Consider the following 24812-nt stretch of genomic DNA (forward strand, 5'->3'; position numbering starts at 1 on the left):
TAATATTTCCGAAAAAATGAACGTTCCCAGCATGTCAGTTCTGGGTTCCGGATGTTTTGCGAAGGACACTTTTACACAAAATGGGGTGACCGTCTATCTGGAGTGTCAACGGAGATTCTTCGCCAATCACAGTTCTTCCTCAACAGAACGGAACGATCAGTTCCGGGCTGTTGTTCTTCGGTGAATTGACCGCCGAAGACACCTCATACGCTTCCATCCGGCCGGCATCGTAAGGGGCGAGCAACGCCAGGAGGGCATCGGCATCCCGGTTTTCCGGATCCAGCCACTCCTGCTCCCGCTCTCTCGGCAGGATGACGGGCATCCGGTCATGGATACCGGCCATCAGTGAATTCGGCTTTGTCGTGATCGCCGTGCATGAGTGGATCCGTTCGCCTTCCGGGAACACCCACGTCTCCCACAGGCCGGCCAGGGCAAACACTTCCTCCCCTTTCAGACGGATTCTCATCGGTTTTTTCCCGTTGTCCGTCTTTTGCCACTCGTAGAACGAGTCAGCGGGGATCAGGCAGCGGCGCTTCCTGAATGCCTCCCGGAAGCTCGGCTTCTCCGCGACTGTCTCGGCCCTTGCATTGATCAGCCGGCTGCCGATTTTCGGGTCATCCGCCCAGCGCGGGATGAGACCCCATTTCAAATGACCCAGGCGGTTTTTGCTGCCGTCGTTGATCACCGCGACCACTTGCTGTGTCGGCGCGATATTATAGCTCGCTGCATAATCGGATTCAGGAAAAGCGGATCCGGCGGCGGCAAACCGCTCAACCAGTTCGGAATACGACACATAAAGAGTGAATCGACCGCACATCATCTACACCTCTTTTTTTTCTGTATTTTATCACATTTGAAAATGCCCATTCCAAGCAAAAAACCGGCCTTCCTGGACTCAGGAGGCCGGCTTTTGTGCGCGGGTACGGCTGGCATCGACTTTTCCGAGCCAGAGTGTGAGGATCAGGCCGGCCAGGAAGGTGATGACACTGGCGGCAATCGTTCCGGCCCCTGTCGGGAGTCCCGGAAAAATAACGAAGACCGAACCTGCGATGAGGCCGATGATGATCGAATACATGACTGCAGGAAACTTGTTGAGCAAGTAGTGGATCACCTTGCTGCTGACGATGAACCCGACTGCGACGCCTGCACCGATCACCGCGATGATCGGCAAGTTCAGGTCCGACAGAGCCGCAATCGCCGTGGAGTAGGCGCCGAGCAGCAGCAGGACGAACGATCCGCTGACGCCAGGGAGCAGCATCGCCATGCTGCCGAGCCAGCCCGAGAAGAACAGGAAGACTGCTTTGGATCCGGTCAGTTCCCGGATCGGTTCGCTTTCCGCGGGGTTCAGGAACGCCGTCGCGGCAAGCCCGATTCCGACGAGCACGAGCAGCACGTAATGGGCGGGACGGAAATTGCGCTTCATCCCCGACTCCCTTGCGAGGAACGGCAGCACGCCGAGCACGAGCCCGATGAAGAAGAACTGCGTCGGTACAACATGGTTGTTAAGCAGATAATCGATCAGCCGGCTGAATATGAGGAGGGCGGCACCCATTCCGATTGCAAGAGGCACGAGGAATCCGAGCTGCTTTTTCCAGTCTTTGCTGAAGAAGCCGCTGATCGCTTTCAGCAAGTGATCATAAATGCCGAGAATGAGTGCGATCGTCCCGCCGCTCACCCCCGGAATCAGATCGCTGATCCCCATCATGAGGCCGCGGTAAATATTTTTCCATTGCATGAGTGCTTTCATCCTTCCAGTCTGCCAAATAAAAAACCACAATCAGTATACCATGTCTCCCAGCCCATTATGACGCCGTCTTTCATTGAAAGTTCCACTGAAAGACGGGAAGCCCCATGCCTTCCGGCACAGGGCTTCCTGTTTCATCAGTTCTTCGCTGTTGTCAGACGGTCAACCTGCTCCTGCCATTCCTCTTCGGTCATGCCGGTTTCGAGGAAGTAGCGGTTGCGCGGGTGTTCCCTACATTCATCTGAGCAGCTCCGGCGATGGATCAGTTCGTTTTCCTCCGAGCAGAGGATCTTCTTGTTGCATTCCGGATTTGCGCAGTTGACGTATCTCTCGCACGGTTCACCGTCGAAGTGATCACGGCCGACGACGACATGCTCGACCTGGTTCACCGGAACGGCGATCCGCTCGTCGAACACGTAGCACTGGCCGTCCCACAGCTGGCCTTTGGCGACCGGGTCTTTTCCGTAAGTGACGATTCCGCCGTGGAGGTGGCCGACATCTTCAAAGCCTTCGCGCTTCAGCCAGCCCGTAAACTTCTCGCACCGGATCCCGCCTGTGCAGTAGGCCAGAATCCGTTTACCTTCGAACATGTCCTTGTTCTCCTGAACCCATTCCGGCAGATCGCGGAAAGTCTCCACTTCCGGACGGATGGCGCCGCGGAAGTGGCCGAGGTCATATTCATAATCGTTGCGGGCATCAAGGACGACCGTATTTTCATCTTGCATCGCTTCAAGGAATTCATGCGGCTCCAGGTATTCGCCGGTCAGCTCGTTCGGATCGATGTCTTCGTCCAGGCTCAGATTGACGATCTCTTTGCGTGCCCGGACATGCATCTTCCTGAATGTATGACCTTCCGTCTCATCGATTTTGAATACCAGGTCGCTGAACCGTTCGTCGGCATGCATGGCATCCATATATTTTTGGGTCTGCTCAATCGTGCCGGAGCACGTTCCGTTGATGCCCTCTTCCCCGACAAGGATCCGGCCTTTCAATCCGAGCTCCTTGCAGAACGCCAGATGGTCGGCGGCAAACGTCTCTGGATCCTCGATCGGCACATATTTATAATAAAGCAGGACTCTGTGTGTGAATTTTCCCATAATCCGACACCATTCCCTTTCTCCTCGTTGATTTAAAAAATTGCTACACTACAATATAACAAATTCCGCCCCGGCTGAAAAGCCCCGGAAGATGGAAAACAGTCCGCCGATTCATCGGCGGACTGCGGTGTTCACCACTTTTTCAGGTTCTTATAGCTGCGGATGAACGGCTCGGGGTGTTCCTCTGTCTCAAAGGCGAACAGCCCTTCATCCGTATGGAGATACAGGAACCAGCTGTTGCCGGCTATAGGCCTGCAGCTCATGTCCGTCACTTTCCCGAGAACGAAATCCCGTTCATGCGAGCAGACCGCTGCGTCAGTGAGTGTCAGTTCATGGACCCGGCGATCCGTCTGCTGCTCAAGCCAATGGATCCGGCGGTGCATTTTGACGTACCGGATGGACGTGATGCGCTCCCCGTCTTTTCTCATTTGAACACGGATGTGCTGTGCAGCGGCTGAACACGGGATTTCGGATCCAGGTAGGCCTTCGCGTTGTTGACGGCGATCGGCGCTTCCCCGAGACCGACGGCGATCAGTTTCACTTTGCCGTCATAAGACGTCACGTCGCCTGCCGCGTAGATCCCTTCGATGTTCGTCTCCATTTTCGTATTGACGATGATGGAGTTTTTGTCCATCTCCAGTCCCCACTCCTTGAGCGGCCCGAGCGAAGATACGTTACCGTAGTTGACGATCACATGATCCGCATGCAGTTCCGTCTCGCTTCCGTCTTTCGCGACGAGGACGACTTCATCGAGCTTGCCCTCTGCCCCCTGCAGAATCTTGACGTTATGCGAAGTTTTCACTTCAACCGAAGACTCATGCAGTTTCGTCACACTCGTTTCGTGTGCAGTGAACCGGTCTCGCCGGTGGACGAGCGTCACTTTCTTCGCCACGCCTTCCATCATGAGCGCCCAGTCGACGGCGGAATCGCCGCCGCCGCATACGAGGACTTCGGTGCCGGCAAAGCTGGACAGGTCCTTCACCCCGTAGTGAAGCGACTTCCCTTCAAACGACTCCGCCCCTTCAACATTCAGCTTGCGCGGCTGGAATGCTCCGACGCCGGCCGTGATGAGCACGGTCCTCGAGTAATGGACGCCCTTGTCCGTCTCGATCACGAACAGATCCCCGTCCCGGTTGGTCGCGAGGACCGTCTCCCCGAGGCAGATTTCCGGCTTTCCGTACTGCGCCTGCGTTGCCAGGTTGTCGACCAGGTCCTTCGCCAGGATTTTCGGAAAGCCGCCGACATCGTAAATGAATTTATCCGGATACAGCTCGGACAGCTGTCCGCCGAGTTGCGGAAGGCTGTCGAGAATCTTCACTTTCATCTCGCGCATACCCGCATAAAAAGAGGCAAACAAGCCAGTCGGCCCGCCACCTACAATCGTAATATCAAAAATATCGTTCTCATTCACCACTGAGCTCAACTCCTCATTGATCCAATCGAGAATCCTTTTCAGTGAACATTATACCCGTATCTTCCCGGGATAGAAAATACATTGCCCATTGTTTCGGTTTCCGGACGTTTCCCGTGCATCGCGCGGGGGTAGTGGTCTACAATAGGAAAGGTGTAGCGGCCGGGAGGATAATCATAAAAGAAAGGTTGTTTTAGAGTGGGGAAACAGCAGCAGGAAATCTTTGACCACATGATGGCGAACAAGGATGAACTTGCACAGAGATGGATCGATTCAAGTACCGGGGACGACCAGCGGTATGCGTTTAACTTCGAAGACGAAGATAAACTCCGCCGGCAGCATGACGGACTGATCGAGGCCGTGTCCTGCATTTTCATCGAAAAAGAACTTTCGTTCAAAATACATATCAACGAATGGGCAGAGTCGGTTGCGGCCGACTGGGTCAAGAACGGCGTGACGATGCATGAAACGATCGCCCAGTTCCGCACAATCCGTTCCGTCTACTGGGACTACGTCAAAGACTTCATCCTCTCTGACAAGGATGATTTCACGATGGAAGATGCATTCTACTGGAGCAATGTCGTCAATGACGCGTTTGATTACATCACCGAGAATTTTGCCCGGCACTATGAGGAAGCCCACGACCAGATCCTCGCTTCCCAGCAACAAATGATCACGGAGCTGAGCAGCCCGGTCATCCCCGTCAAACAGGGGATCGGCATCCTCCCTCTCGTCGGCGATATCGATACATACCGTGCGAAAGTCATTCTGGAAACAACGCTTGAACAAGCGTCCAAACAAAAGCTGGATCAGCTGTTCATCGACCTGTCCGCAGTGCCGATTGTGGATACGATGGTCGCCCATCAGCTGTTCCAGCTGATCGATGCCCTGCGGCTCATCGGCGTCCGCACGGTCCTTTCGGGGATCCGTCCGGAAATTGCCCAGACAGCCGTTCAGCTCGGCATTGATTTCAAAGAAACCCGGACCCAGTCCACGCTCATGGATGCCCTCGACATCTTCGGGTGATCTCGCGCCTGCCCGGGAGGTTTTCGCGCCCGCTTCGGCTCTTTTCGCGCCCGCTTTCCGGGAAGCCGGATTCTCGCGCCTGCCCGGGGGCATTTCGCGTCCGCTTCGGCTCTTTTCGCGCCCGCTTTTCGGGAAGCCGGATTCTCGCGCCTGCCCGGGGGCATTTCGCGTCCGCTTCGGCTCTTTTCGCGCCCGCTTTTCGGGAAGCCGGATTCTCGCGCCTGCCCGGGAGGTTTTCGCGTCCGCTTCGGCTCTTTTCGCGCCCGCTTTTTGGGGCGCGGTATTTGCACAACCCCTCTCCCGTCGGCCGGAGGGGTTTTTTTGATGAGTTCTCATTGAAATCGGCCTGCCGGTCGTGAATAATGGGAAATGTGCGACCATTCCATAAAGGGGTTGTTTTAATGGTGACCTTCAAAGATTACAAGTACATCCGGCCGGATCTGCCTGCGCTCAGGGAGAAGTGGCGCAGTCTTTTGTCCGAATTCGGACAGGCGACGTCCGCTGACGATCAGAACCGCATCATTGAAGAGCTGAACAAGCTGTCCGATGACTATTCCACCCAGTCGAATCTCGCCTTCATCCGGGCTTCGATCGATACGAACGACGAATTCTACCAGGAAGAACGGGATTACTTCGATGAGATCGGCCCGGAGTTTGATGAGCTGAACACCGAATACTACAAGGCGCTCGTCTCCAGCCCTTACCGGGAAGATCTCGAGGCGCGCTGGGGCACGCAGCTGTTCGCCATCGCCGACCAGAGCATCCGCTCCTTCTCGCCGGAAGCCATTCCGCTGCTGCAGAAGGAAAACCGGCTGTCTTCCGAATACTCGAAGCTGACGGCGTCTGCACAGATCGAATTTGACGGGAAAACGCTCACGCTGGCCCAGCTCGTCCCTTACACCCAATCGACCGATCGTGCAATCCGCAAGCAGGCCGTCGAAGCGACTTTCGGCTTTTACGCGGAGCACGAGGAGCAATTCAACGATATTTACGACCGGCTCGTCAAAGTCCGCCATGAGATCGCCCTGACGCTCGGCTACAAGGACTTTGTCGAAGTCGGCTTCCTCCGAATGAACCGGATCGGCTACGACCGGGACATGGTGAAAAACTTCCGCGACCAGGTCAAGGAGCATATCGTTCCGCTCGCGACCAAGTTGTTCGAACGGCAAGCAACGAGGATCGGCGTGGATCCGCTCTTCTTCCATGACGAAGGGCTGAATTTCACGGACGGGAACGCCAAGCCGGCGGGTCCTCCGGAATGGATCCTCGAAAACGGAAAGAAGATGTACGACGAGCTCTCTCCGGAAACATCGGAATTCTTCCATTTCATGATGGAACGGGAACTGATGGACCTTGAAGCGAAAAAAGGGAAAGAAGGCGGCGGCTACTGCACATTCATCGACGATTACCAGTCCCCGTTCATCTTCTCGAATTTCAACGGCACCTCCCACGACATCGACGTGCTCACCCATGAGGCGGGGCATGCTTTCCAGGTGTATGCCAGCCGGAACATCGGCGTGCCGGAGTATATCTGGCCGACGACCGAAGCGGCGGAAATCCACTCGATGAGCATGGAGTTCTTCACCTGGCCGTGGATGGAGCTGTTCTTCAAGGACGAAACCGAAAAATACAAATTCACCCATTTGAGCTCTGCCCTGCTGTTCCTTCCGTATGGCGTGGCGGTGGATGAGTTCCAGCAGATCGTCTATGAAAAGCCGGAAATGACCCCGGCCGAGCGAAAGCAGGCATGGAAAAGCCTCGAGGAGAAATATTTGCCGCACAGGAATTATGACGGCATCCCGTTCCTTGAGGCGGGAGGCATCTGGCAGAGACAGTCTCATATTTACGAAGTGCCGTTCTACTATATCGACTACTGCCTCGCACAGATCTGTGCGCTCCAGTTCTGGAAGCGGTCGCGCGAGGAGCGGGAAGCCGCCTGGAACGACTATCTCCGCCTTTGCCGGCTCGGCGGATCGCAGGCGTTCCCGGAACTCGTCAAGGCGGCCAATCTGATGTCGCCGTTTGAAGACGGGTGCATCGAATCGGTCGTCGGTCCGATCACCGAATGGCTTGATGCGGTGGACGACCGCGCCCTCTGATTCCGAAAAAAGCGACGGTTCACGAAGAAACGGCGAGCGTGCACCCAATAAAAGGGGTGCGCGCTCGCCTTCTTTATTGGATGTTGATAAGAATTCCCTGCGCCTAGTTCTCCGAATTTTTTATGTTTGGCGAACATTTAAACTTCGTAAATCGAAGAGAATTTTCTTTTATTTTTGTCCGTTATCCTCTATTATAATTTTCGGACGAACTAAATGTTCGGATTTCGAAATATAGGGGGAATTCTCATGTTTAAGAAATGGATGGTCGCCACTGCAGCCACTGCGCTGCTGCTCGGCGCCTGCGGAACGAAAGACGCTTCGGAGATCGATGATGTTTATCTCGATTCCGCGGATTATAAAAAGGCTGCGGACGTTGAAGCACCGGAATCCTATTCCAAGGACTTCCTGCTGGACACGAGCATTTACATGTCCGAAACGGCTGAAACGGTCGATGTGTTGAACCGCAATGTCGACAGCGTTCTTGAAACCGGCAAGCTGGATGACGAGGAAGCCGTCAAAACGGCTCTGAAAGACTTCAACACCTTCTCGTCGGATTTCACGCTTGAAAGCAAATCCGATTCCGAAAAAGAGATTTCGGAGCTGGCGGACGAGATCAACAAGAATATCGGCATCTATGAAGACTACCTGGAAAGCTATATGGAAGAGCCTGAAGAAAAGTACAACACCACTCTTTCCAGCGCCCGCTCCCGCGTGCTTCAGCTGACGGGCGACATGAGCAAGATCCTGGAAGAAAACGACGCCCAGCCGGCGCTGAAAAAACTGAAAGAGCAGTTCGACGCACTGCACTACAACGCGGACTTCGACGGATTCAAAGGCAATTATGCCGTCCTGAAAAGCGAAGACTGAGTTCAAGCAGCGATAGCCGGGCCGGAGATTTTTTCTCCGGCCCGGCTTTTGTTTGATCAGGAAGCGGGACCCGCCGCAGCGGTCTCATATTGAACCATCACCAAAAAGAACCAGGACCTCCGCGGAGGCGCCTGGTTCTGATTATGTAGTGATCCTGTTCACTGTACCGGCATGCCGGCTCTTACCAAAGATTCGGCTTGGCCACCATGAACCAGAGCATGACGAGCAGGAGGGCGATGTACGTCCACAGCTTCCGGTTCAGCAAGCCGACGAGTTCCCGCCTGTCCCCTTCGCCTTCAGAAAGATTCTTCAGGACCGGCTTGAAAGCCCTCGCCAGGAAAAAGATCGAGGCGAACATGACGGCAATCGTGGCGACGACCCAGGAAGTCGACCAGGGATAGCCTCCTCTCCACATGAGGAGGACTCCCGTCGCGACCAGCACATGGCCGGCATGCTTCACGATGCGGACGGCAGAACGGAACACCGAAATATGCTCGTCCATGAAAGATGCCTCTGCAACCCTCATCTTCCCGATGAGCGGGACAAGCACGAAAAATGGCCCGATGGAAAGCGCGGCGCTCAGTACGTGAAAAAACAGGATCAGCGAATAAAAGACACTCATCTCACGTTATTCAGCAGCGGGACGGAATTCATGGACCCAGACTTCCATCTCGGGTACCCATTTCATCCCGTGGTGGATCGAGACGATGGCGTCCTTGTACTCGTCCAGATTGCCGAACCCCGCGGCCTGCGCATCGGCATCCGTCACTTCCCCGAGTGTCTGGGTATAGACGTCGGTGATTTCAAACCGCTTGCCCTGCAGATCCATCACTTCCCCGGGATCTGCATACCGATCATTGCGCCGGACTGCGGTTTTTTTGCCCTCGATCACTTTTTGGATGTCATCCGGCTTTGTGACGAGCCGTTCGATCGAACATTTCTTTGGAGGCAGTTCACCGTTTTCATATCGTTTTATCAATATTCCACTCCTTCCGGCCGGATCAGTTGAAGAAGCCGGCCTTTCTTGCTTCAAATTCAAGTTCTTCACGGAACTTCGGGTGAGCGATGGCGATCAGACGCCTGGCGCGCTCCGAGAACGGCTGTCCGTACAGATCGGCCACCCCGTACTCGGTGACGACGCTCCCGACCGAGTTTTTCGACGTCGTGACGACCGATCCGGGCGTCAGATTGAGCCGGATGCGAGAAATGGCATCGTCTTTCGCAGTTGAATGAAGGCAGATAAAGCCTTTCCCGTTCTTGGAGAACCGGATGCCGTTCGCAAAGTCGGCCTGCCCGCCGCTGAGCGAGTAGTATTTGCCTCCAACCGTTTCCGAAGCCGCCTGGCCGTACAGGTCAATCTCCGTCGAGGCATTGATGGACACCATATTGTCTTCCTGCGCAATATTATGAGGGTTGTTCACGATATTGACCGGCAGGAATTCCACGCCCGGATTGTTGTGGAGAAAGTCATACAGCTTGTGGGTTCCGAGGGCGAAAGTGCCGACGATCTTCCCCCGATTCGTCTTTTTCCTGCTTCCGTCCAGCGCCCCCGCCTCAAAGAGGTCGACGATGCTGCTCGTCAGCATTTCGGTGTGGATGCCGAGATGTCGGTAATCTTTCAGCATCCCCATGACGGCGTTCGGGATGGACCCGATCCCGACCTGGAGCGTGTCCCCGTCCTCAATCCGCCCGACGACCTGCTCGGCGATGCGGATGTCCTTTTCGCCCGCCGGCGGAGCGACGGCTTCCGTCAGCGGGGCATCATGGCGGATGTATCCCGCAATCTGGCTGATATGGACCTGGTTGCGGCCGAACGTCCTCGGCATCCGATCGTTGACTTCCAAGACGAACGGCACATGTCCGATGAACTCCGCCACGTAGTCGGCGTTCGTCCCGAGCGAAAAGTATCCGTGTTCATCCATCGGCGACGCCACCGCCATTACCATGGAACGCTTCGTCGTCCGGGTGAGCAGATACGGGACGTCGGAGAAGTTGTTCGGCACAAGCTCGACTGTCCCCTGGTGATAGGCTTTCCGGGTGGCCGAACTCAGAAAATAGGAAACGTGGGAGAGCCGGCCGGGAAATGCACCTTTGATATAGTCCCGCTCACGCAGGGCGTGCATCTGATGGATGCGGACGCCGTCAAGTTCTTCCGCATGCGCTTCGAGTATATCCAACAGCCGGAAAGGCTCGCCGTTCGCGATCGGCACGATCAGATCGTCCCCCGGGCCGATCAGTGAAAGAAATTCGCTGTCGGTCAATTGCCTCGTCATCGTTGAAACACTCCAATCGTTCCATGATCAAACTTTAACATAAAAAATCCTTCTCCTTTAATAATACCGCCCGCCATCCGGCCAATCCCATCCGGAATTTGAACGTTTGTTGACGTTCAGGTCACAGCAGCAGCCTTCCGTAGTCCGCCGGTGTAACGTTTCCTCCCGACAGGACGACCGATACCCGCATGCCGCGGATTCCTGTTTTTCCGGAAAGGAGGCCGGCAAGTGCCGTGGCGCCCGACGGTTCCACCACTTGCTTCGCCCCTTCGAACAGGATGGTCATCGCTTTGCGGATTTCCATGTCCGTGACCGTGATGAGGTCGTCCAGGGCCTCCCGGACAATCGGGAAAGTGAGTTCCCCCGGAATGGCGGTCCTGAGCCCGTCCGCAATCGTTCCGGTGGCTCCGATCGCTATGCGCCGCCCCGCCTCCAGGGATAGTTGAGTATCGTTTGCCGTGTCCGGCTCGACGCCGATCACCCGGACGTCCGGGCGGGTTTGTTTCACGGCCGATAAAATCCCCGCAATCAGCCCGCCTCCTCCGACGGGAACAAAAATGGCTCCACAGCCGGGGACTTGTTCGAGAATCTCCAGGCCGGCCGTCCCCTGTCCCGCCATGATCTCCGGATCATCATAGGGAGGGATGAACACGCCTCCGTCATCGCCGGCGATCCTCACCGCTTCAGGGATCCGCTCGGCGGAAGTCAGTCCGCACTTGACGATCTGCCCCCCGTACGCCCGGATGGCCGACGCTTTCGCAGGGGAGACGTCTTCAGGAACGACGATGGTCGCCCGGATGCTGAGCATTCCGGCCACGCAGGCGACTGCTTGTCCATGGTTGCCCGATGAGGCGGTGACAACATGAGTGACCCCCTCCTTTGCAGCCAGCCCCACCTTGTTCGCCGCTCCCCGTATTTTGAACGACCCGGTCTTCTGGAGGTGTTCCGACTTCAGAAACACTTCATTGCCGGCGAGCTTGTCCAGCCTGCCCGAAGTCATCACCGGTGTCCGGTGAATCATGCCTTCGATATTCCCGGCAGCTCTTCTGATTTTCTGCAGGTCAATCATGTCTGTTCCTCCTCTTCCCTTTCTTCCATGGTTTCATTCTAAATTTCTTTCCTCTCCTCCGGCAACCATGACATTTGTCATATGCTCTTTTTGACAGGTATGACTGTTTTGGCGGACCGGATTTCCGTAGACTTAATCTATACTCGCAACTGCCGTCGTCAACCCGGCGGTCAACGTTCAAACAATGACACTGAAGGCTATTTAAAAAGGAGGAGCAAAATGGATCGGGAAAAGACCATGCAGCTTCGCAGAAACGTGAAGCCCTATGAACAATCAGACCGGCGCGCAAGCATCGTCCAGATCTTGAATACGTTCCCACCGTTCTTCCTGCTCTGGGGAATCGCCCTGGCAGCTTACTCCGTCTCTCCGTGGATCAGCGCAGGCGTCGCCGTCATCGCGGCCGGCTTCCTAGTCAGAATCTTCATCATCTTCCATGACTGCACGCACGGTTCATTCTTCAAAAAGAAAAAAGCCAATGACATGCTCGGCACGATCACCGGCATCATGACACTGTTCCCTTATGAGAAATGGAAGCGGGAGCATTCGATCCACCATGCCACAAGCGGGAACCTCGACAAACGCGGGACCGGCGACATCTGGGTGATGACCGTACAGGAATTCAATGAAGCAACGCCGATGCAGCGGCTCGGATACAGACTGTACCGGAATCCCGTCGTCATGTTCGGTTTCGGCCCGCTTTACCTGCTCCTCGTGTCCGGCCGGTTCAACCGGAAAGATGCAAAGCAGAAAGAACGGCTGAACACATGGTTCATCAACGCGGCGGTCGTCGTCATTTACGCTGCGATGATCCTGCTTGTCGGATGGCTGCCGTTCCTCATCATCCAGGGAACGATCCTGTTTGTCGCGGGTTGCCTCGGCATCTGGCTGTTCTATGTCCAGCATCAGTTTGAAGACTCCTATTTCGAAGACGAATCGGAGTGGAACTACGTCAAGGCGGCGGTCGACGGCAGCTCCTACTATCAGCTGCCCCGTCTGCTTCAGTGGGTGACCGGGAATATCGGCTATCACCACGTCCATCACCTGGCGCCCCGTGTTCCGAACTATAAGCTGGAACAGGCCCACGAATCGGTTCCGCCGCTCCAGAAGGCGACGACCATCACGCTGCGGACGAGCCTCGAATCACTCAGGTTCAAACTGTTTGACGAAGCGAACAAGCGGTTCATCACGTTCAAGGAATGGCGTGCGGCTTATGCGGCTTCAATAGCGACTTCCGTTTCTCACCGTCGCCGGAAAACCCGGATTGAACATTGACAGAGCGGCCGTTCCCGAACAGGGGGACGGCCGTTTTGCCTATCGGAAAGTGCTTTCTGCTATAATTGTGGAAAATAGACGCACAGGGATGGAGACGCCTGTTGAAAAAATGGTATGAGATTTTTTCCAGAAACAAATGGTTCAACATCTATGCGTGGATCCTGTTCAGCATGATGCCGTTCTTCTTCATCTTCCGCTCGATGGCTCCGCTCGAAATCGTTGCCGGCCTTCTTCTGTTCGCCCTGTTTTTCCTTGCCTACCGCGCCTCGTACAATGCGAGCGGGGCGAAAAGCTATGTTTGGCTGGCAATCGAGATATCCATCAGTTTCTTCATGACAATCGCGTTCGGTTTCATCTATTTCTTTCTGTTCATCGCACTGTTCATCGGAAACATCCGAAGGCGGGTCCCCTTTTTCATCTTCTACGGGATCAACACGGCCGCTTCCGTAGCCGCGCTCGTGCTCGTCATTTTCACGGAGACCGAAATCTTCATCTCCCAGTATCCGTTCCTGATCATGACCGTGGTCGGCGTGCTCCTCATTCCGTTCCACGCCTACAACCGCCATCAGCGGGAAGTGCTTGAGGAAAAGCTGGAAGACGCAAACCGGCTGATCTCCCACCTGATCGTCCACGAAGAGCGCCAGCGGATTGCCCGTGATCTGCACGACACGCTCGGACAGAAACTGTCGCTCATCGGCCTGAAGAGCGATCTTGCCTCCAAGCTCGCCGTGAAAGATCCGGAGCGGGCGCAGGAAGAGATGCTCGATGTACGCAGAACGGCCAGGATGGCGTTAAAAGAAGTCAGGGACCTCGTTTCCGGAATGCGGGGGGCCAAGTTGGAGACAGAGCTGGAACGCGCCGCGCAGATGCTCGATGCGGCGGGGATCCGCCTGTCGCTTTCCGGCAGTCCGGAAGTGATTGCGGCTTCCCCCTACCTCGATGATGTTCTCGGGAAGTGTCTGATGGAAGCGGTGACGAATGTGGTGAAGCACAGCCGGGCATCATTCTGCGAGATCGGCATGGAGAGGACCGGGGCCGAAATCATTCTTTCAATCACGGATGACGGCATCGGAATCGATGACTTTGGCGGCAAAGGGAACGGGCTCCGGGGAATGGAGGAACGGCTCGAGTTTGTCAATGGCCGGCTGGTCATCGACGCCGGTCATGGGGGGACGGGCACTTCGCTCATCGTCCACATCCCGATCGCCAAGCAAGACGTGAAGGAGGATACGGCATGATTTCGATCGTAATCGCGGAAGACCAGAAGATGCTGCTCGGGGCTCTTAGCTCCCTGCTCGATCTGGAGCCGGACATGGAAGTGGCCGGACTGGCCTCAGACGGGGCCGAGGCGGTGGAGCTCGTCCGCCGGCTGAAACCGGACGTCCTCATCATGGACATCGAAATGCCGATCCAGAGCGGCCTCGACGCAGCAGAACAGCTGAAGGACCTTCCGCTGAAAATCATCATCTTGACGACGTTTGCCCGCGCCGGGTATTTTGAACGCGCCCGAAATGCAGGCGTGGACGGCTACTTGCTGAAAGATAGTCCGAGTGAGGAACTGGCGGCGGCCATCCGGTCGATCATGTCCGGGCGCCGCATCTATTCTCCGGAGCTGGTCGATCTTGCTTTCAGTCCGCCGAACCCCCTGACGGAACGGGAAACCCAGGTTCTTGAACTCGTCGCCGAAGGAAAAGAGACAAAGGAAATCGCGAAAGAACTGTTTTTGACAACCGGCACGGTCCGGAATTATATTTCGGTCATTCTTGATAAACTCGGCGTCGGGAACCGGATCGAAGCGATCGCCCGGTTCAAGGAGAATGGCTGGTTCAAAGGGAAATAGGGCCCGGCCCTGTTTCTCTTTTTCATCTAAGGGGAAATGGAGAGAGTGCCGGGGGTGAAAAAATGTTTTTTGGAAGCTGGTTTGAAATTGGTCGCATTCTTCTCGTGGGGACGCTGACGTATATCCTCCTGATAGTGGCCTTAAGGTTAGGCGGAAAACGCTCGCTGTCCAAGATGAATATATTTGATTTCGTCGTCACAATCGGGCTCGGCTCCGTGTTTGCAAGCACTCTGCTTAATAAGAGCTTTTCCCTCGCCACCGGAATGACGGCGATCGGTCTGATGGTGTTCCTTCAGTATTCCGTTTCCTGGCTGACCGTGCACTTCAATAAGTTCAGAAAACTCGTGAAAGCTTCTCCGGAGGCCATTTTCTATAATGGCAATTACCTGCATGAAGCCATGCGCCGGACACGAATCGATCAAACCGAAATTCTGCAAAACGCACGAAAAGAAGGAATCGCATCAATGGATGAAGTCGAGGCAGTCGTTCTTGAGACGAACGGCGACTTATCGATCATCCGGAAAACAGACGGAAAACAGCTGGACGCCCTTCAGAACGTAAAAGGAATTCCGGTGAATCATTCTAAAACAGATTCCTGAACGAAAACCGGGCGGGGCTGCATTCTCTTATGCGGCTCCGCCCTTCTTTTTGTCAAAGCCAAAAGATGCCGATCAGGACAATCGCTCCGAGGAGGAAAGATCCGACCGCCTTCATGTCGAGTCCTGCCCACGGAGATGTCGTCGCGAGATACTCGGCTTCCTCCATTTCTTTCTCCAGCCGCCGGACGGTGTTCCGCAGTTCTTCGACTTCCCGCTCAAGCTCGCTGATCCGTGTTTGATCCATTTTGGTTCGCCTCCATAATCCAGTGTTATCTATCTATACGGATTAGTCGGGTAATTGTTTCATCTATATGAAAAGCCACCGGCCGATAGAGGCCGGTGGCTGTTTCGTCTGCTCATGCTTCCGCAAGTTTGGAGTAGCGGCGCTTGAACAGGACGGTGAAGTACACAATGGTCAAAACGAGTGCTCCCGCCATGAATGCAAGCAGGATGCCGTTATTAAACAGAGCCAGTTCCGAGTTGCCCGAAGAGATGGACGCCTTGAATGCCTGGACGGAATACGTCATCGGCAGTCCGGCGTTCAGCCACTGCAACGGTTCCGGGATCAGTTCAAGCGGGAATGTCCCTGCGCTCGTCGTCAGTTGCAGGACGAGCAGGACAATGGCGATGAACCGGCCTGGATCGCCCATCGACGACACGAGGAACTGGATGATCGCAAGGAACGTGTAGCTGGTGATCACCGCTGACAGGAACAGCCAGCCGGGTTCCACCGCATCCAGTCCGAGCGCCAGGATGACGACCGCCACTGCGGCAATCGACTGGACGAGCCCGACGACTGCCAGGATGGCGATCTTGCTTCCTGCCCAGCGCCAGCCGTTCACCGGCTTGACTGCCGGTTCGACGAGCGGGAAGACGATGGTGATCAACAGCGCGCCGACGAACAGTCCGAGCGATAGGAAGTACGGTGTGAATCCGGTTCCGTAGTTCGGTACGTGATCGATGCTCGCCTTTTCCACGTCGACCGGAGAGGACGCCATTTCAAGTGTCTGATCGTTCGCCTTCACTTTGCCGGCCTCGCCATTGGCATCGGCCAGTTTCTCCTGGAGGGTGCCGGATCCGTCGGCAAGTTCCTGCGTGCCCGAAACGAGCTGGCCGGATCCCTGGGCCAATTCGCCGGATTTCTGTGCAAGTTCGCTTGTGCCCGCCTTCAGCTGACCGGAACCTTCTACCAGCGCCCCGAGTCCGGATGAGAGCGTCTGGCTGCCTTCACGTGCCGACTGGATGCCGGCAGCGAGTTCTCCGAGCTTGCCTGAGAGAGTAGCGTTGCCCGCCGCCAAGTCCGAAGCGCCTTGCTTAAGTTTGCCTGAAGAGCCGTCCAGCTCTTCAGCGCCGGCCAGGATCTGCTGTCTCGCCGCGGCGAGCTGGCCGGCACCGCTTTCCGCGTCGGCAAGGCCGGCGGAAAGGCTTCCGGTCCCCTGCTTGAGCGAGGACAGTCCTCCTGCCACGGCCCCGCTTCCCTGCTTGAGCTGTTCGAGCGCACCGGCAAGCTGGGCTTTCTGTTCGGCCGGGAGAGTTTCAAGAATCGGTGCCAGCTGACCTGATAATGCTTCCACTCCCGCCTGCACCTGTCCGGCTCCGTTCTGGAGTTCTCCGACCGACCCGTCAACCTGGCCGGCACCCGCCTTCAGCTGTCCGAGTGCACCGACAAGTTCGCCGTCTTTTCCGTTTGCTTCGGCAATCCCGCTTTTCAGACGGGAAACGCCTGCCGTGTATTCGTCAATTCCGCTTTTGAGGACGGCCGCTCCGTCGGCGGCTGTGCCTGCGCCCGCCTGGAGCTGGCCGGCGCCGTCCGAGAGGGTCCCAAGTCCTTCGTTAAGCTTTCCGGCCCCCTGCGCCGCTTCAGCCGCTCCGGAGACGAGCCGGTCTGTTCCGTCGACAAGTGTGAGGGAGCCTCCCGCCAGCTGCTCAAGATAACCTTTCAGGTCCGACGCCCCGCTATGGAGGTCTTGTGCACCCGACTGAATTTCTCCCGCTCCTTCGGCAGCGTCTCCGAAGCCGTCGCCCATTTCGGCGATTGCATCAAACAACTGCTCCGAGTAGACGGAGATGATCTGTTCATTGACTTCCGCCCGGATCTTTTCCATTGCGGTTTCGCCGATCTGTCCGGAGAGGAAGTTCATCCCTTCGTTCGGCCGGTATTCGATTGCCAGCTTTTCCGGCTGGTCGTCGAGCAGCGTAGTCGCATGTTCGGAGAAGTTGGAAGGGAACTCGATCAGCATGTACACTTCATGCCCGTCCAGCGCTTTTTCTCCTTCTTCAGGATCCATCTCGATGAAATCGAATTCCTTGCTTTCCAGCAGCTTATCCGTCACTTCCCGGCCGACGTCCAGCTGATTGCCTTCATAGTCGGCTCCCTTGTCGGCATTAACGATCGCCACCGGTAGATCCGACAGACGATCATATGGATCCCAGAACGCCCAAAGCAGCATCCCCGCATATAATACCGGCACGAACAGGACGGCAATGATGGCGATCAGCATCTTCCTGTTCTTCAGGATGCTTTTTAATTCACCTTTCAACATGAAGCTGTTTCCTCCTTGGTTGAATGACTGGAACAGTCAATTAGTCAGTCATTAGAAAAAATAAAAGACGGCTGGTCATTCATGCAGTTTTCGAACACGTGTTATTTGGCGGNGCCGGTCTGTTCCGTCGACAAGTGTGAGGGAGCCTCCCGCCAGCTGCTCAAGATAACCTTTCAGGTCCGACGCCCCGCTATGGAGGTCTTGTGCACCCGACTGAATTTCTCCCGCTCCTTCGGCAGCGTCTCCGAAGCCGTCGCCCATTTCGGCGATTGCATCAAACAACTGCTCCGAGTAGACGGAGATGATCTGTTCATTGACTTCCGCCCGGATCTTTTCCATTGCGGTTTCGCCGATCTGTCCGGAGAGGAAGTTCATCCCTTCGTTCGGCCGGTATTCGATTGCCAGCTTTTCCGGCTGGTCGTCGAGCAGCGTAGTCGCATGTTCGGAGAAGTTGGAAGGGAACTCGATCAGCATGTACACTTCATGCCCGTCCAGCGCTTTTTCTCCTTCTTCAGGATCCATCTCGATGAAATCGAATTCCTTGCTTTCCAGCAGCTTATCCGTCACTTCCCGGCCGACGTCCAGCTGATTGCCTTCATAGTCGGCTCCCTTGTCGGCATTAACGATCGCCACCGGTAGATCCGACAGACGATCATATGGATCCCAGAACGCCCAAAGCAGCATCCCCGCATATAATACCGGCACGAACAGGACGGCAATGATGGCGATCAGCATCTTCCTGTTCTTCAGGATGCTTTTTAATTCACCTTTCAACATGAAGCTGTTTCCTCCTTGGTTGAATGACTGGAACAGTCAATTAGTCAGTCATTAGAAAAAATAAAAGACGGCTGGTCATTCATGCAGTTTTCGAACACGTGTTATTTGGCGGAATCATATCAGACCAACTGACCGGTCTGGGCAATCGGTCAAACGGATTCCGGAAAATCCGCGGGTTGCCGGGTCAGGCAAGCAGCCCGCGGAATAGCGTGTCATTAAATAAGTCGGCAATGATCTTTTCCGGCAGCGGATCGCCGTGTGTCTCCGGCCAGTCGATGACAAACGCCACATACGATTTGAACAGCATGTAGGCGACGAGGTCGGGATTACACTCCCTGATTTCCCCGCGTTCAATGGCCATCTTCAGCTTGGAAGAGATGAAATCGACGATTTCGGCCTCCACTTCACCAAGCATTTCCTGAACGGCCTGGGTGCGGATCTCTTTTTCCTCTTCGATCAGCTTCCCGAGAAGCGCGTGCTGTTCACGGAATTCCAGCATCTTCATGAGTGCCAGATGGGCCTTCATCCGGAACGGCTGGTCCGGGCCGATCACCGCCTGCGCTTCCGCCCGCATCTCGCGGATCGTGGACCGGACGATCTCCTGGAACAGCTCTTCCTTGTTCGCGAAGAACGTATAAATTGTCCCTTTGCCGACTTTCGCTATTTTGGCGACCTGGTCCATCGTGGTCGCCTTGTAACCGAACAATGAAAATGAACGGGTGGCTGCCAGGATGATCTCCTTTCTCCTGTCCATCACGTCCCCCCTTCCCCTCTGAATGACCGTAATACGATTTTAGTCAGTGCGTTTTCTATTGTAGCGATGTTTCACCGAAGATGCAACAGTTCCCTCAAGAACGGTCATTTCAGACGAAGCGTTGTTTATCTCGGGCGAAACGTTGCGTATCTCAGGCAAAGCGTTGTTTATCTGTGATGAAACGTTGCGTATCTCGGATGAAACGTTGTTTATCTAGGCTACCCTTCCCCTTCGGCCCTTCTGTTCATAAAAGCCGCCCGGAACCTGATGCGGTCCGGGCGGCTTCCAACAATTCCGTCATTCATTCACGCGGATGGCGATTTTGCCGAACTGGGTGCTTTTCTCAAGCAGTTCCATTGCCTCTTCCACTTGGTCAAGCGGATAGACCGAGTCGACGACCGGATGGATCCGGTGTTCATCCACCAGCCGGAGCAAATCGCGCAGTTCTTCGCGGCTCCCCATCGTCGAACCGAGAAGATCATACTGGCCGTAGAAGAACGCTCTCAGGTCAAAGTCGACCCGGTCATCCGTCGTCGCGCCGAAAGTCACGAACCGGCCGCCTTTCTTCAAGACTCCGAGGGACCGGTTGAACGTGGCCTCCCCGACGCTGTCGATGACGAGGTCCACCGTTTCGTCCCGGAGGGCTTCATTCCAGTCTTCCTCCGTCCCGATCGCCCGGTCCGCACCGAGCTCAAGCGCGCGCCGCTGTTTTTCATCGCTTCGCGAAGTAACGATCACGCGGGCACCGAGCGCTTTTGCAAACTGGATGAGATAAGTGGCGACCCCGCTCCCGGCTCCAGGGATGAACACGGTCTGGCCCCGCTCCACACGCCCTCTTGTGACGAGCGCCCGGTAGCCGGTCATTGCGGCAAGCGCCAGCACTCCGGCTTCTTCCCACGACAGGTGTGCCGGCTTCGGCTCCAGCTGCTCTGCGGAGATGACGATCTTTTCCGCGAGCGTGCCGTCATCCGGCATGCCGAGGATATCAAAATCGGCGGGCGGCGCGGCGGAATTGGCATACCACCGCAGGGCCGGATTGATGATGACTTCATCGCCCGGCTTCCAGTCGCCTGCCCCCTCTCCGGCAACTTCCACGACGCCGGCGCCGTCCGAGCCGATGGTGACCGCTTCTTTGCCGGGTCCTCTTCGAGCGGGGATATATAAATCCCTGCGGTTCAGACCGGCTGTCCGCAGCGCGACCACCACTTCACCCGGTCCCGGCTCCGGATCCGGGACTTCCTTGAGTTTCCAATTTCCTTGTTCATATGCGAATGCTTTCATTGCGTCCACCTGCCTTGAAATGTTTGCTGAATGCATCGAGGTCATCCAGTGTTGTAATATCGCGCGGGAACAGCGGCACCCGGATGATCTCCCGTTCTCCGAATACCCGGTCGATCTCCGCCAGGTACCTCTGCTCGTGGCGCCGCCGTTCTTTCAGGAATTCGCCGTCCGCTTCGTCGGGCAGCACTTTGTTGACGATGAGCGTTTTTACGTCCAGACCGTACTTCCCGAGCAGCTCCACCGCCTTGTCCGTTTCCAGGATCGGCAGCCGCTCCGGGTTGAGGACGAAAATGAATCCCGTCTTTTTGTTGTCGAGCATGATGTCGCGCACCCGGGAAAACCGGCTTTGCCGCTCCCTGAGCACGTCGTAGATCGGGTCTTCGACGGGCTCTCCGTCGTTCAGGAGGGCGGAGTAGTTCTCGTTCGTCTTCTTCCGCTTCTCCAGCAGGCCGCTGATCCAGACGCCCATGAGTTCCGGAAGAGTGAGCAGCCGGATCGTGTGGCCGGTCGGTGCGGTGTCGAACACGATCCGGTCGAAGTTCGCTTTTTCCTCAAGCAGAATGGTGACGAGCTTGTCGAACAGTGCCGCCTCATCCGCTCCGGGCGACGCCTTGGCCGTATCGAGCTGACGGTTCACTTCATCCATCGTGCCCGCGTGGACGACGTCTTTCAGATTGGCTTTGACGGTTCCGATGTACAGCTCCGTCTCTCTCTCAGGATCGATCTCGAGCGCCGACAGCCGGTCCGTGATCGGCGATACGCCTCCCGTCAGCTTTTTGCCGAAGATGTCCCCGATGTTATGGGCCGGGTCCGTCGAGACGAGGAGCGTCCGGAATCCTTCATTTGCGCTCCTGAGCGCGATTGCCGCTGCGGATGTCGACTTGCCGACGCCGCCTTTCCCCCCAACGAAGATGACTTCTTTTTTCAGCACGTCCAACTCGCTTCCTCCTTTCAACAGCACCGCAGACCGGCAAGCGGCGATTTCTCCATCCCCATGCGGAGATGCCAATCATGGAATTTCTCCAGCATGTAGGGATACAGCTCGAGCGTGTAATAATAGGCCGGATTCGGGATGCCGATCATCTCCGAATAAAGCATCAAGAGGAAGAGGTCATCCTCCTCCCGCAGCTCTGCCGCGATTTCCCGCCTGTGCGGCAGGCTGATCACTTCTTCATAATACCGGACGAGCGCCTTGAGTTTTTCCTTGATGTCCATTCCAACCCCTCCCCGGATTTATTTCAGCATCCCATAAAAGCGGCAGGGGCCTCCCCGAAGGCGGCCCCTGCATTTTCCTCAGTCTTCAAGCGGCATTTTCGGCTGGATCCCTTTTGTCAGGACATTGAACGCCGTCAGCATGATCCAGACGGCAAAGACGAAGATGATCGCCCCGAAGACGAACAGGAGCATGTTCGACTCCGTCCCCCACCAGGCCCACTGGAAGAACACCTGCTGGAACATCGCCCAGAGAGTCATGAAGAGCAGGAAGACCATCGGGACGATGGCGACCATGTAGTTTCTTCCGAGCCGCTTCAGCCAGACCGCGATCAGCATGAGGCTGATGCCGGCAAGAAGCTGGTTGGCCGTCCCGAAGAGCGGCCAGAGCAGATAACCTCCGGAACCGAAGCCGTTCGGCCCTTTCGGAATGAGGACGAGCGCCGCACTCGCGAGGACCGCGACCGATGTGGCGACATGGGTTTTCGCAAGCGTCGGCATGTTGTACTCCATCCCGAGCTCGGCGATGATGTAGCGCATGAGGCGCACAGACGAATCAAGCGTCGTTGCCGCGAAGCTGATGATGATGATCGACACGATCGTCGTCGCGATGCTGGCCGGCAGTCCGATCCCGCCGGCGAGGAGCGAAGCACCCTCGACGAAGTTTCCGAGGCCGCCCGCGTTGGCTGCGCCGAAGCTGCTGTACGCTTCCTTGAAGGCGCCGGCGCTCGGGAACAAAGTGACGACGGCAAGAATTGAGATGAGCGCCAGAACTCCTTCGCCGACCGCACCGAGGTAGCCGACGAACCGGGCGTCCGTTTCCTTGTCAAGCTGCTTGGCGGACGTTCCGGAAGACACGAGGCCGTGGAAACCGGAAATGGCCCCGCAGGCGACCGTGATGAAGAGCAGCGGGAACCAGGAAACATCCGTTGTCGCATTCGTTGCCGGCGCCGTAATCGTCGGATTCGTGAAGATCAGGCCGAGATACAGAATGCCGAGCCCGACGACGAGCTGGTGGGAGTTGATGAAGTCCCGCGGCTGGAGCAGTTTCCAGACCGGCAGCGTCGAGGCGATGTAGACGTAAATCATCAAGATGACAATCCATATGAAGAACGCTGTCGACACCGCACCGAGCCCGAACAGGCCGGTGCCCGTCTCGCCGCCCATCATCGAAACGAGATCCACCTGGAGCCAGCTGAACTGGCTCGCCGCGATGGCCACCCCGTACATGACGGCCAGTGCGATGAGGGACGGGACAAGCATCTTCTTCTGCCGCTTGTACACCGCGTAGCCGATCCACACGGCAAGCGGGATTTGGATGAAGATCGGAATGACGCTCGCCGGGTATTTGATGAACAGGTTCGAAATGACCCAGGCGAAGACCGCGTTGACCATGAGGACGAGAATCAGGATGATGAACAGGAACAGGATTTTCGCCCGCTGGCCGATGAGTTTGTCGGCGATCGTCCCGACCGACTGTCCCTTGTTCCGCACGGACAGGGCCAAGGTACCGAAGTCATGGACACCCGCCGCGAATACGGTTCCGAGCACGACCCAGAGGAACGCCGGAAGCCATCCCCAGTAAACGGCGATCGCAGGTCCGAGGATCGGCGCCGCTCCCGCCACCGACGTGAAATGATGTCCCCACAGGACGAACTTGTTGGTCGGGACAAAGTCGACGCCGTCCTGGTATTTGTGTGAAGGCGTCACATAATTCGGATCGAGCCTGAAGATCTTCTCGGCAACAAATTTAGAATAATAGCGATAACCGAGCGCGAAGACCACCATCCCGATCACGGCGACCAAGATTGCATTCATTTAACAACGACCCCCTTATCGTTTATCTCTTTCATGCCGCCGATCGATCCCCATCCTCCTTCCGATGCTCACCGGCAGGTTCGGCATCCCGCTTCAGACATGTATATGCGAGCCGGCGCTTGTTATTGAAATTTCTATTAATTCAATGTTATCAAATAAGAGAGCTTAATAGTCTAGGTCTTTGGGGCTATTTTGCAGTTTTGACATCCTAAATAAAAACAGCGGACTTCCTGAAATTCAGGAGTCCGCTGTCTTTCTGTCCGCTTCCGCAATCCGGATGATGCAGCCGATTTCATCGCCTCCATCAAAAAAACCGTCCTGCGTTTTTTTTTGCAGGACGGACCTTGATTCCTTCATTATAATTCAGCTTCCAACAAGATCGGACAATGATCGCTGCCCATGACATCGCAGTGGATGTCCGCACCGGTCAGCACAGGCGCGAGCCGGCTGGAGGCAAGGAAATAATCGATCCGCCAACCGATGTTTCGCTCCCGGACTTTGTTCATATAAGACCACCAGGAATAGACATCCGTCCGGTCGGGGTAGAAATGCCGGAACGTGTCGATGAACCCGGTCTCAAGAAGGGTCGTCATCTTGCCCCGCTCTTCATCGGTGAACCCCGAATTGCCGACATTCGCCCGGGCATTCTTGAGATCAATTTCCCGGTGGGCGACGTTCATGTCTCCGCAGACGATGACGGGCTTGCGGTCATCAAGTGCCGCGAGATGGTCGAGGAACCGGTCTTCCCAGTCCAGCCGGAACGGCAGCCTCGCCAGGTCGCGCCGGGAATTCGGGGTGTAGACATTCACGAGATAAAATTCCGGAAATTCGAGTGTCAGGATGCGCCCCTCATCCTGCGAATCTTCCCCGCAGAGTCCGTACTGGACGGACAGCGGCTCTCGTTTGGTGAAGACGGCGGTGCCCGAGTAGCCTTTCTTCACGGCGTAATTCCAATATTGATGATAGCCTTCAAGGGCCAGGTCGATCTGGCCTTCCTGAAGCTTCGTTTCCTGGACGCAGAAGACATCCGCGTCCACTTCATTGAAATAGTCCAGAAAGCCTTTTTTCACACAGGCGCGCAGACCGTTCACGTTCCAAGACACGAGGAGCATGGTTCATCATCCTTTCAC

At 56.0% G+C, this 24812-nt stretch carries 25 protein-coding genes; 7 read left to right on the forward strand and 18 right to left on the reverse strand.

Going from position 1 to position 24812, the window contains the following annotated elements:
• Positions 1–139 precede the first annotated feature (139 nt).
• The 5 genes from BN1189_RS14475 to BN1189_RS14495 form a co-directional block, all read right to left on the reverse strand.
• Positions 140–817 carry an SOS response-associated peptidase gene (locus tag BN1189_RS14475; protein WP_040229014.1) on the reverse strand — a complete coding sequence of 226 codons (678 nt, stop codon included), beginning with the start codon at positions 815–817 and terminating at the stop codon, positions 140–142.
• Positions 818–895: 78 nt separating this feature from the next.
• A complete protein-coding gene (locus BN1189_RS14480) occupies positions 896–1735 on the reverse strand; it encodes a DUF368 domain-containing protein (protein WP_040229073.1) in 840 nt (279 codons plus the stop codon).
• A gap of 146 nt (positions 1736–1881) precedes the next feature.
• Complete coding sequence (trhO, locus tag BN1189_RS14485) at positions 1882–2841, reverse strand: oxygen-dependent tRNA uridine(34) hydroxylase TrhO (protein ID WP_040229015.1); 960 nt, start codon at positions 2839–2841, stop codon at positions 1882–1884.
• A gap of 131 nt (positions 2842–2972) precedes the next feature.
• Complete coding sequence (locus BN1189_RS14490; RefSeq protein ID WP_040229016.1) at positions 2973–3269, reverse strand: hypothetical protein; 297 nt, start codon at positions 3267–3269, stop codon at positions 2973–2975.
• A complete protein-coding gene (locus BN1189_RS14495) occupies positions 3266–4252 on the reverse strand; it encodes an NAD(P)/FAD-dependent oxidoreductase (RefSeq protein ID WP_040229074.1) in 987 nt (328 codons plus the stop codon). The genes BN1189_RS14490 and BN1189_RS14495 overlap by 4 nt, the downstream gene beginning before the upstream one ends.
• A 198-nt stretch (positions 4253–4450) precedes the next feature.
• Between BN1189_RS14495 and BN1189_RS16695 the strand changes: the two genes are divergently transcribed.
• The 3 genes from BN1189_RS16695 (at position 4451) to BN1189_RS14510 (ending at position 8244) form a co-directional block, all read left to right on the forward strand.
• Positions 4451–5278 (forward strand): STAS domain-containing protein, encoded by an 828-nt coding sequence (locus BN1189_RS16695; protein WP_052455892.1) that lies wholly within the window; start codon positions 4451–4453, stop codon positions 5276–5278.
• A gap of 401 nt (positions 5279–5679) precedes the next feature.
• A complete protein-coding gene (locus BN1189_RS14505) occupies positions 5680–7377 on the forward strand; it encodes a M3 family oligoendopeptidase (protein ID WP_040229017.1) in 1698 nt (565 codons plus the stop codon).
• A 246-nt stretch (positions 7378–7623) separates the two neighbouring features.
• Positions 7624–8244: a hypothetical protein gene (locus BN1189_RS14510; protein ID WP_040229018.1), complete on the forward strand. Its 621-nt coding sequence runs from the start codon at positions 7624–7626 to the stop codon at positions 8242–8244.
• 181 nt (positions 8245–8425) lie between these two features.
• Here BN1189_RS14510 and BN1189_RS14515 read toward each other — a convergent pair whose 3' ends face one another.
• From BN1189_RS14515 to BN1189_RS14530, 4 genes are all read right to left on the reverse strand, one after another.
• Positions 8426–8866, reverse strand: a complete 441-nt coding sequence (locus tag BN1189_RS14515; RefSeq protein ID WP_040229019.1) for a hypothetical protein — start codon at positions 8864–8866, stop codon at positions 8426–8428.
• 6 nt (positions 8867–8872) lie between these two features.
• Complete coding sequence (locus tag BN1189_RS14520) at positions 8873–9223, reverse strand: ASCH domain-containing protein (protein WP_040229020.1); 351 nt, start codon at positions 9221–9223, stop codon at positions 8873–8875.
• Positions 9224–9245: 22 nt separating this feature from the next.
• A complete protein-coding gene (locus BN1189_RS14525; protein ID WP_040229021.1) occupies positions 9246–10517 on the reverse strand; it encodes an acetyl-CoA hydrolase/transferase family protein in 1272 nt (423 codons plus the stop codon).
• A 121-nt stretch (positions 10518–10638) separates the two neighbouring features.
• A complete protein-coding gene (locus tag BN1189_RS14530) occupies positions 10639–11586 on the reverse strand; it encodes a threonine ammonia-lyase (protein WP_040229022.1) in 948 nt (315 codons plus the stop codon).
• Between the two features lie 219 nt (positions 11587–11805).
• On the opposite strand from BN1189_RS14530, the gene BN1189_RS14535 reads away from it, so the two are divergent.
• The 4 genes from BN1189_RS14535 to BN1189_RS14550 all read left to right on the forward strand — a co-directional run bounded on the left by BN1189_RS14535 (position 11806) and on the right by BN1189_RS14550 (position 15297).
• Positions 11806–12858, forward strand: a complete 1053-nt coding sequence (locus BN1189_RS14535; protein ID WP_040229023.1) for a fatty acid desaturase — start codon at positions 11806–11808, stop codon at positions 12856–12858.
• Between the two features lie 101 nt (positions 12859–12959).
• Positions 12960–14096 carry a sensor histidine kinase gene (locus tag BN1189_RS14540; protein WP_040229024.1) on the forward strand — a complete coding sequence of 379 codons (1137 nt, stop codon included), beginning with the start codon at positions 12960–12962 and terminating at the stop codon, positions 14094–14096.
• Positions 14093–14698 (forward strand): response regulator transcription factor, encoded by a 606-nt coding sequence (locus tag BN1189_RS14545; RefSeq protein WP_040229025.1) that lies wholly within the window; start codon positions 14093–14095, stop codon positions 14696–14698. The genes BN1189_RS14540 and BN1189_RS14545 overlap by 4 nt, the downstream gene beginning before the upstream one ends.
• Positions 14699–14760: 62 nt before the next feature.
• The gene (locus BN1189_RS14550; protein ID WP_040229026.1) at positions 14761–15297 is read left to right on the forward strand and encodes a DUF421 domain-containing protein; all 537 of its coding nucleotides are present in this window, start codon (positions 14761–14763) and stop codon (positions 15295–15297) included.
• 52 nt (positions 15298–15349) lie between these two features.
• Here BN1189_RS14550 and BN1189_RS14555 read toward each other — a convergent pair whose 3' ends face one another.
• The 9 genes from BN1189_RS14555 to BN1189_RS14595 form a co-directional block, all read right to left on the reverse strand.
• Positions 15350–15541 carry a hypothetical protein gene (locus BN1189_RS14555; protein ID WP_040229027.1) on the reverse strand — a complete coding sequence of 64 codons (192 nt, stop codon included), beginning with the start codon at positions 15539–15541 and terminating at the stop codon, positions 15350–15352.
• A 112-nt stretch (positions 15542–15653) separates the two neighbouring features.
• On the reverse strand, positions 15654–17840 hold the full coding sequence (locus tag BN1189_RS14560) for a YhgE/Pip domain-containing protein (protein WP_040229028.1): 2187 nt from the start codon (positions 17838–17840) through the stop codon (positions 15654–15656).
• Between the two features lie 75 nt (positions 17841–17915).
• Positions 17916–18617, reverse strand: coding sequence for a YhgE/Pip domain-containing protein (locus tag BN1189_RS14565; protein WP_040229029.1), 702 nt, complete (start codon positions 18615–18617; stop codon positions 17916–17918).
• Positions 18618–18801: 184 nt separating this feature from the next.
• Entirely contained in the window at positions 18802–19371 is a 570-nt protein-coding gene (locus BN1189_RS14570) for a TetR/AcrR family transcriptional regulator (protein ID WP_040229030.1), read from the reverse strand.
• A gap of 297 nt (positions 19372–19668) precedes the next feature.
• Positions 19669–20652, reverse strand: a complete 984-nt coding sequence (locus BN1189_RS14575; protein WP_040229031.1) for a zinc-binding dehydrogenase — start codon at positions 20650–20652, stop codon at positions 19669–19671.
• Positions 20633–21589 (reverse strand): ArsA family ATPase, encoded by a 957-nt coding sequence (locus BN1189_RS14580; protein WP_040229032.1) that lies wholly within the window; start codon positions 21587–21589, stop codon positions 20633–20635. The genes BN1189_RS14575 and BN1189_RS14580 overlap by 20 nt, the downstream gene beginning before the upstream one ends.
• 14 nt (positions 21590–21603) lie before the next feature.
• Complete coding sequence (locus tag BN1189_RS14585; RefSeq protein WP_040229033.1) at positions 21604–21867, reverse strand: cory-CC-star protein; 264 nt, start codon at positions 21865–21867, stop codon at positions 21604–21606.
• A gap of 78 nt (positions 21868–21945) precedes the next feature.
• Positions 21946–23682 carry a carbon starvation CstA family protein gene (locus tag BN1189_RS14590; protein ID WP_040229034.1) on the reverse strand — a complete coding sequence of 579 codons (1737 nt, stop codon included), beginning with the start codon at positions 23680–23682 and terminating at the stop codon, positions 21946–21948.
• Positions 23683–24038: 356 nt separating this feature from the next.
• Positions 24039–24794, reverse strand: a complete 756-nt coding sequence (locus BN1189_RS14595) for an exodeoxyribonuclease III (protein ID WP_040229035.1) — start codon at positions 24792–24794, stop codon at positions 24039–24041.
• Positions 24795–24812 lie beyond the last annotated feature (18 nt).

It is taken from the genome of Bhargavaea cecembensis (assembly GCF_000826125.2).
Lineage (GTDB): Bacteria > Bacillota > Bacilli > Bacillales_A > Planococcaceae > Bhargavaea > Bhargavaea cecembensis_B.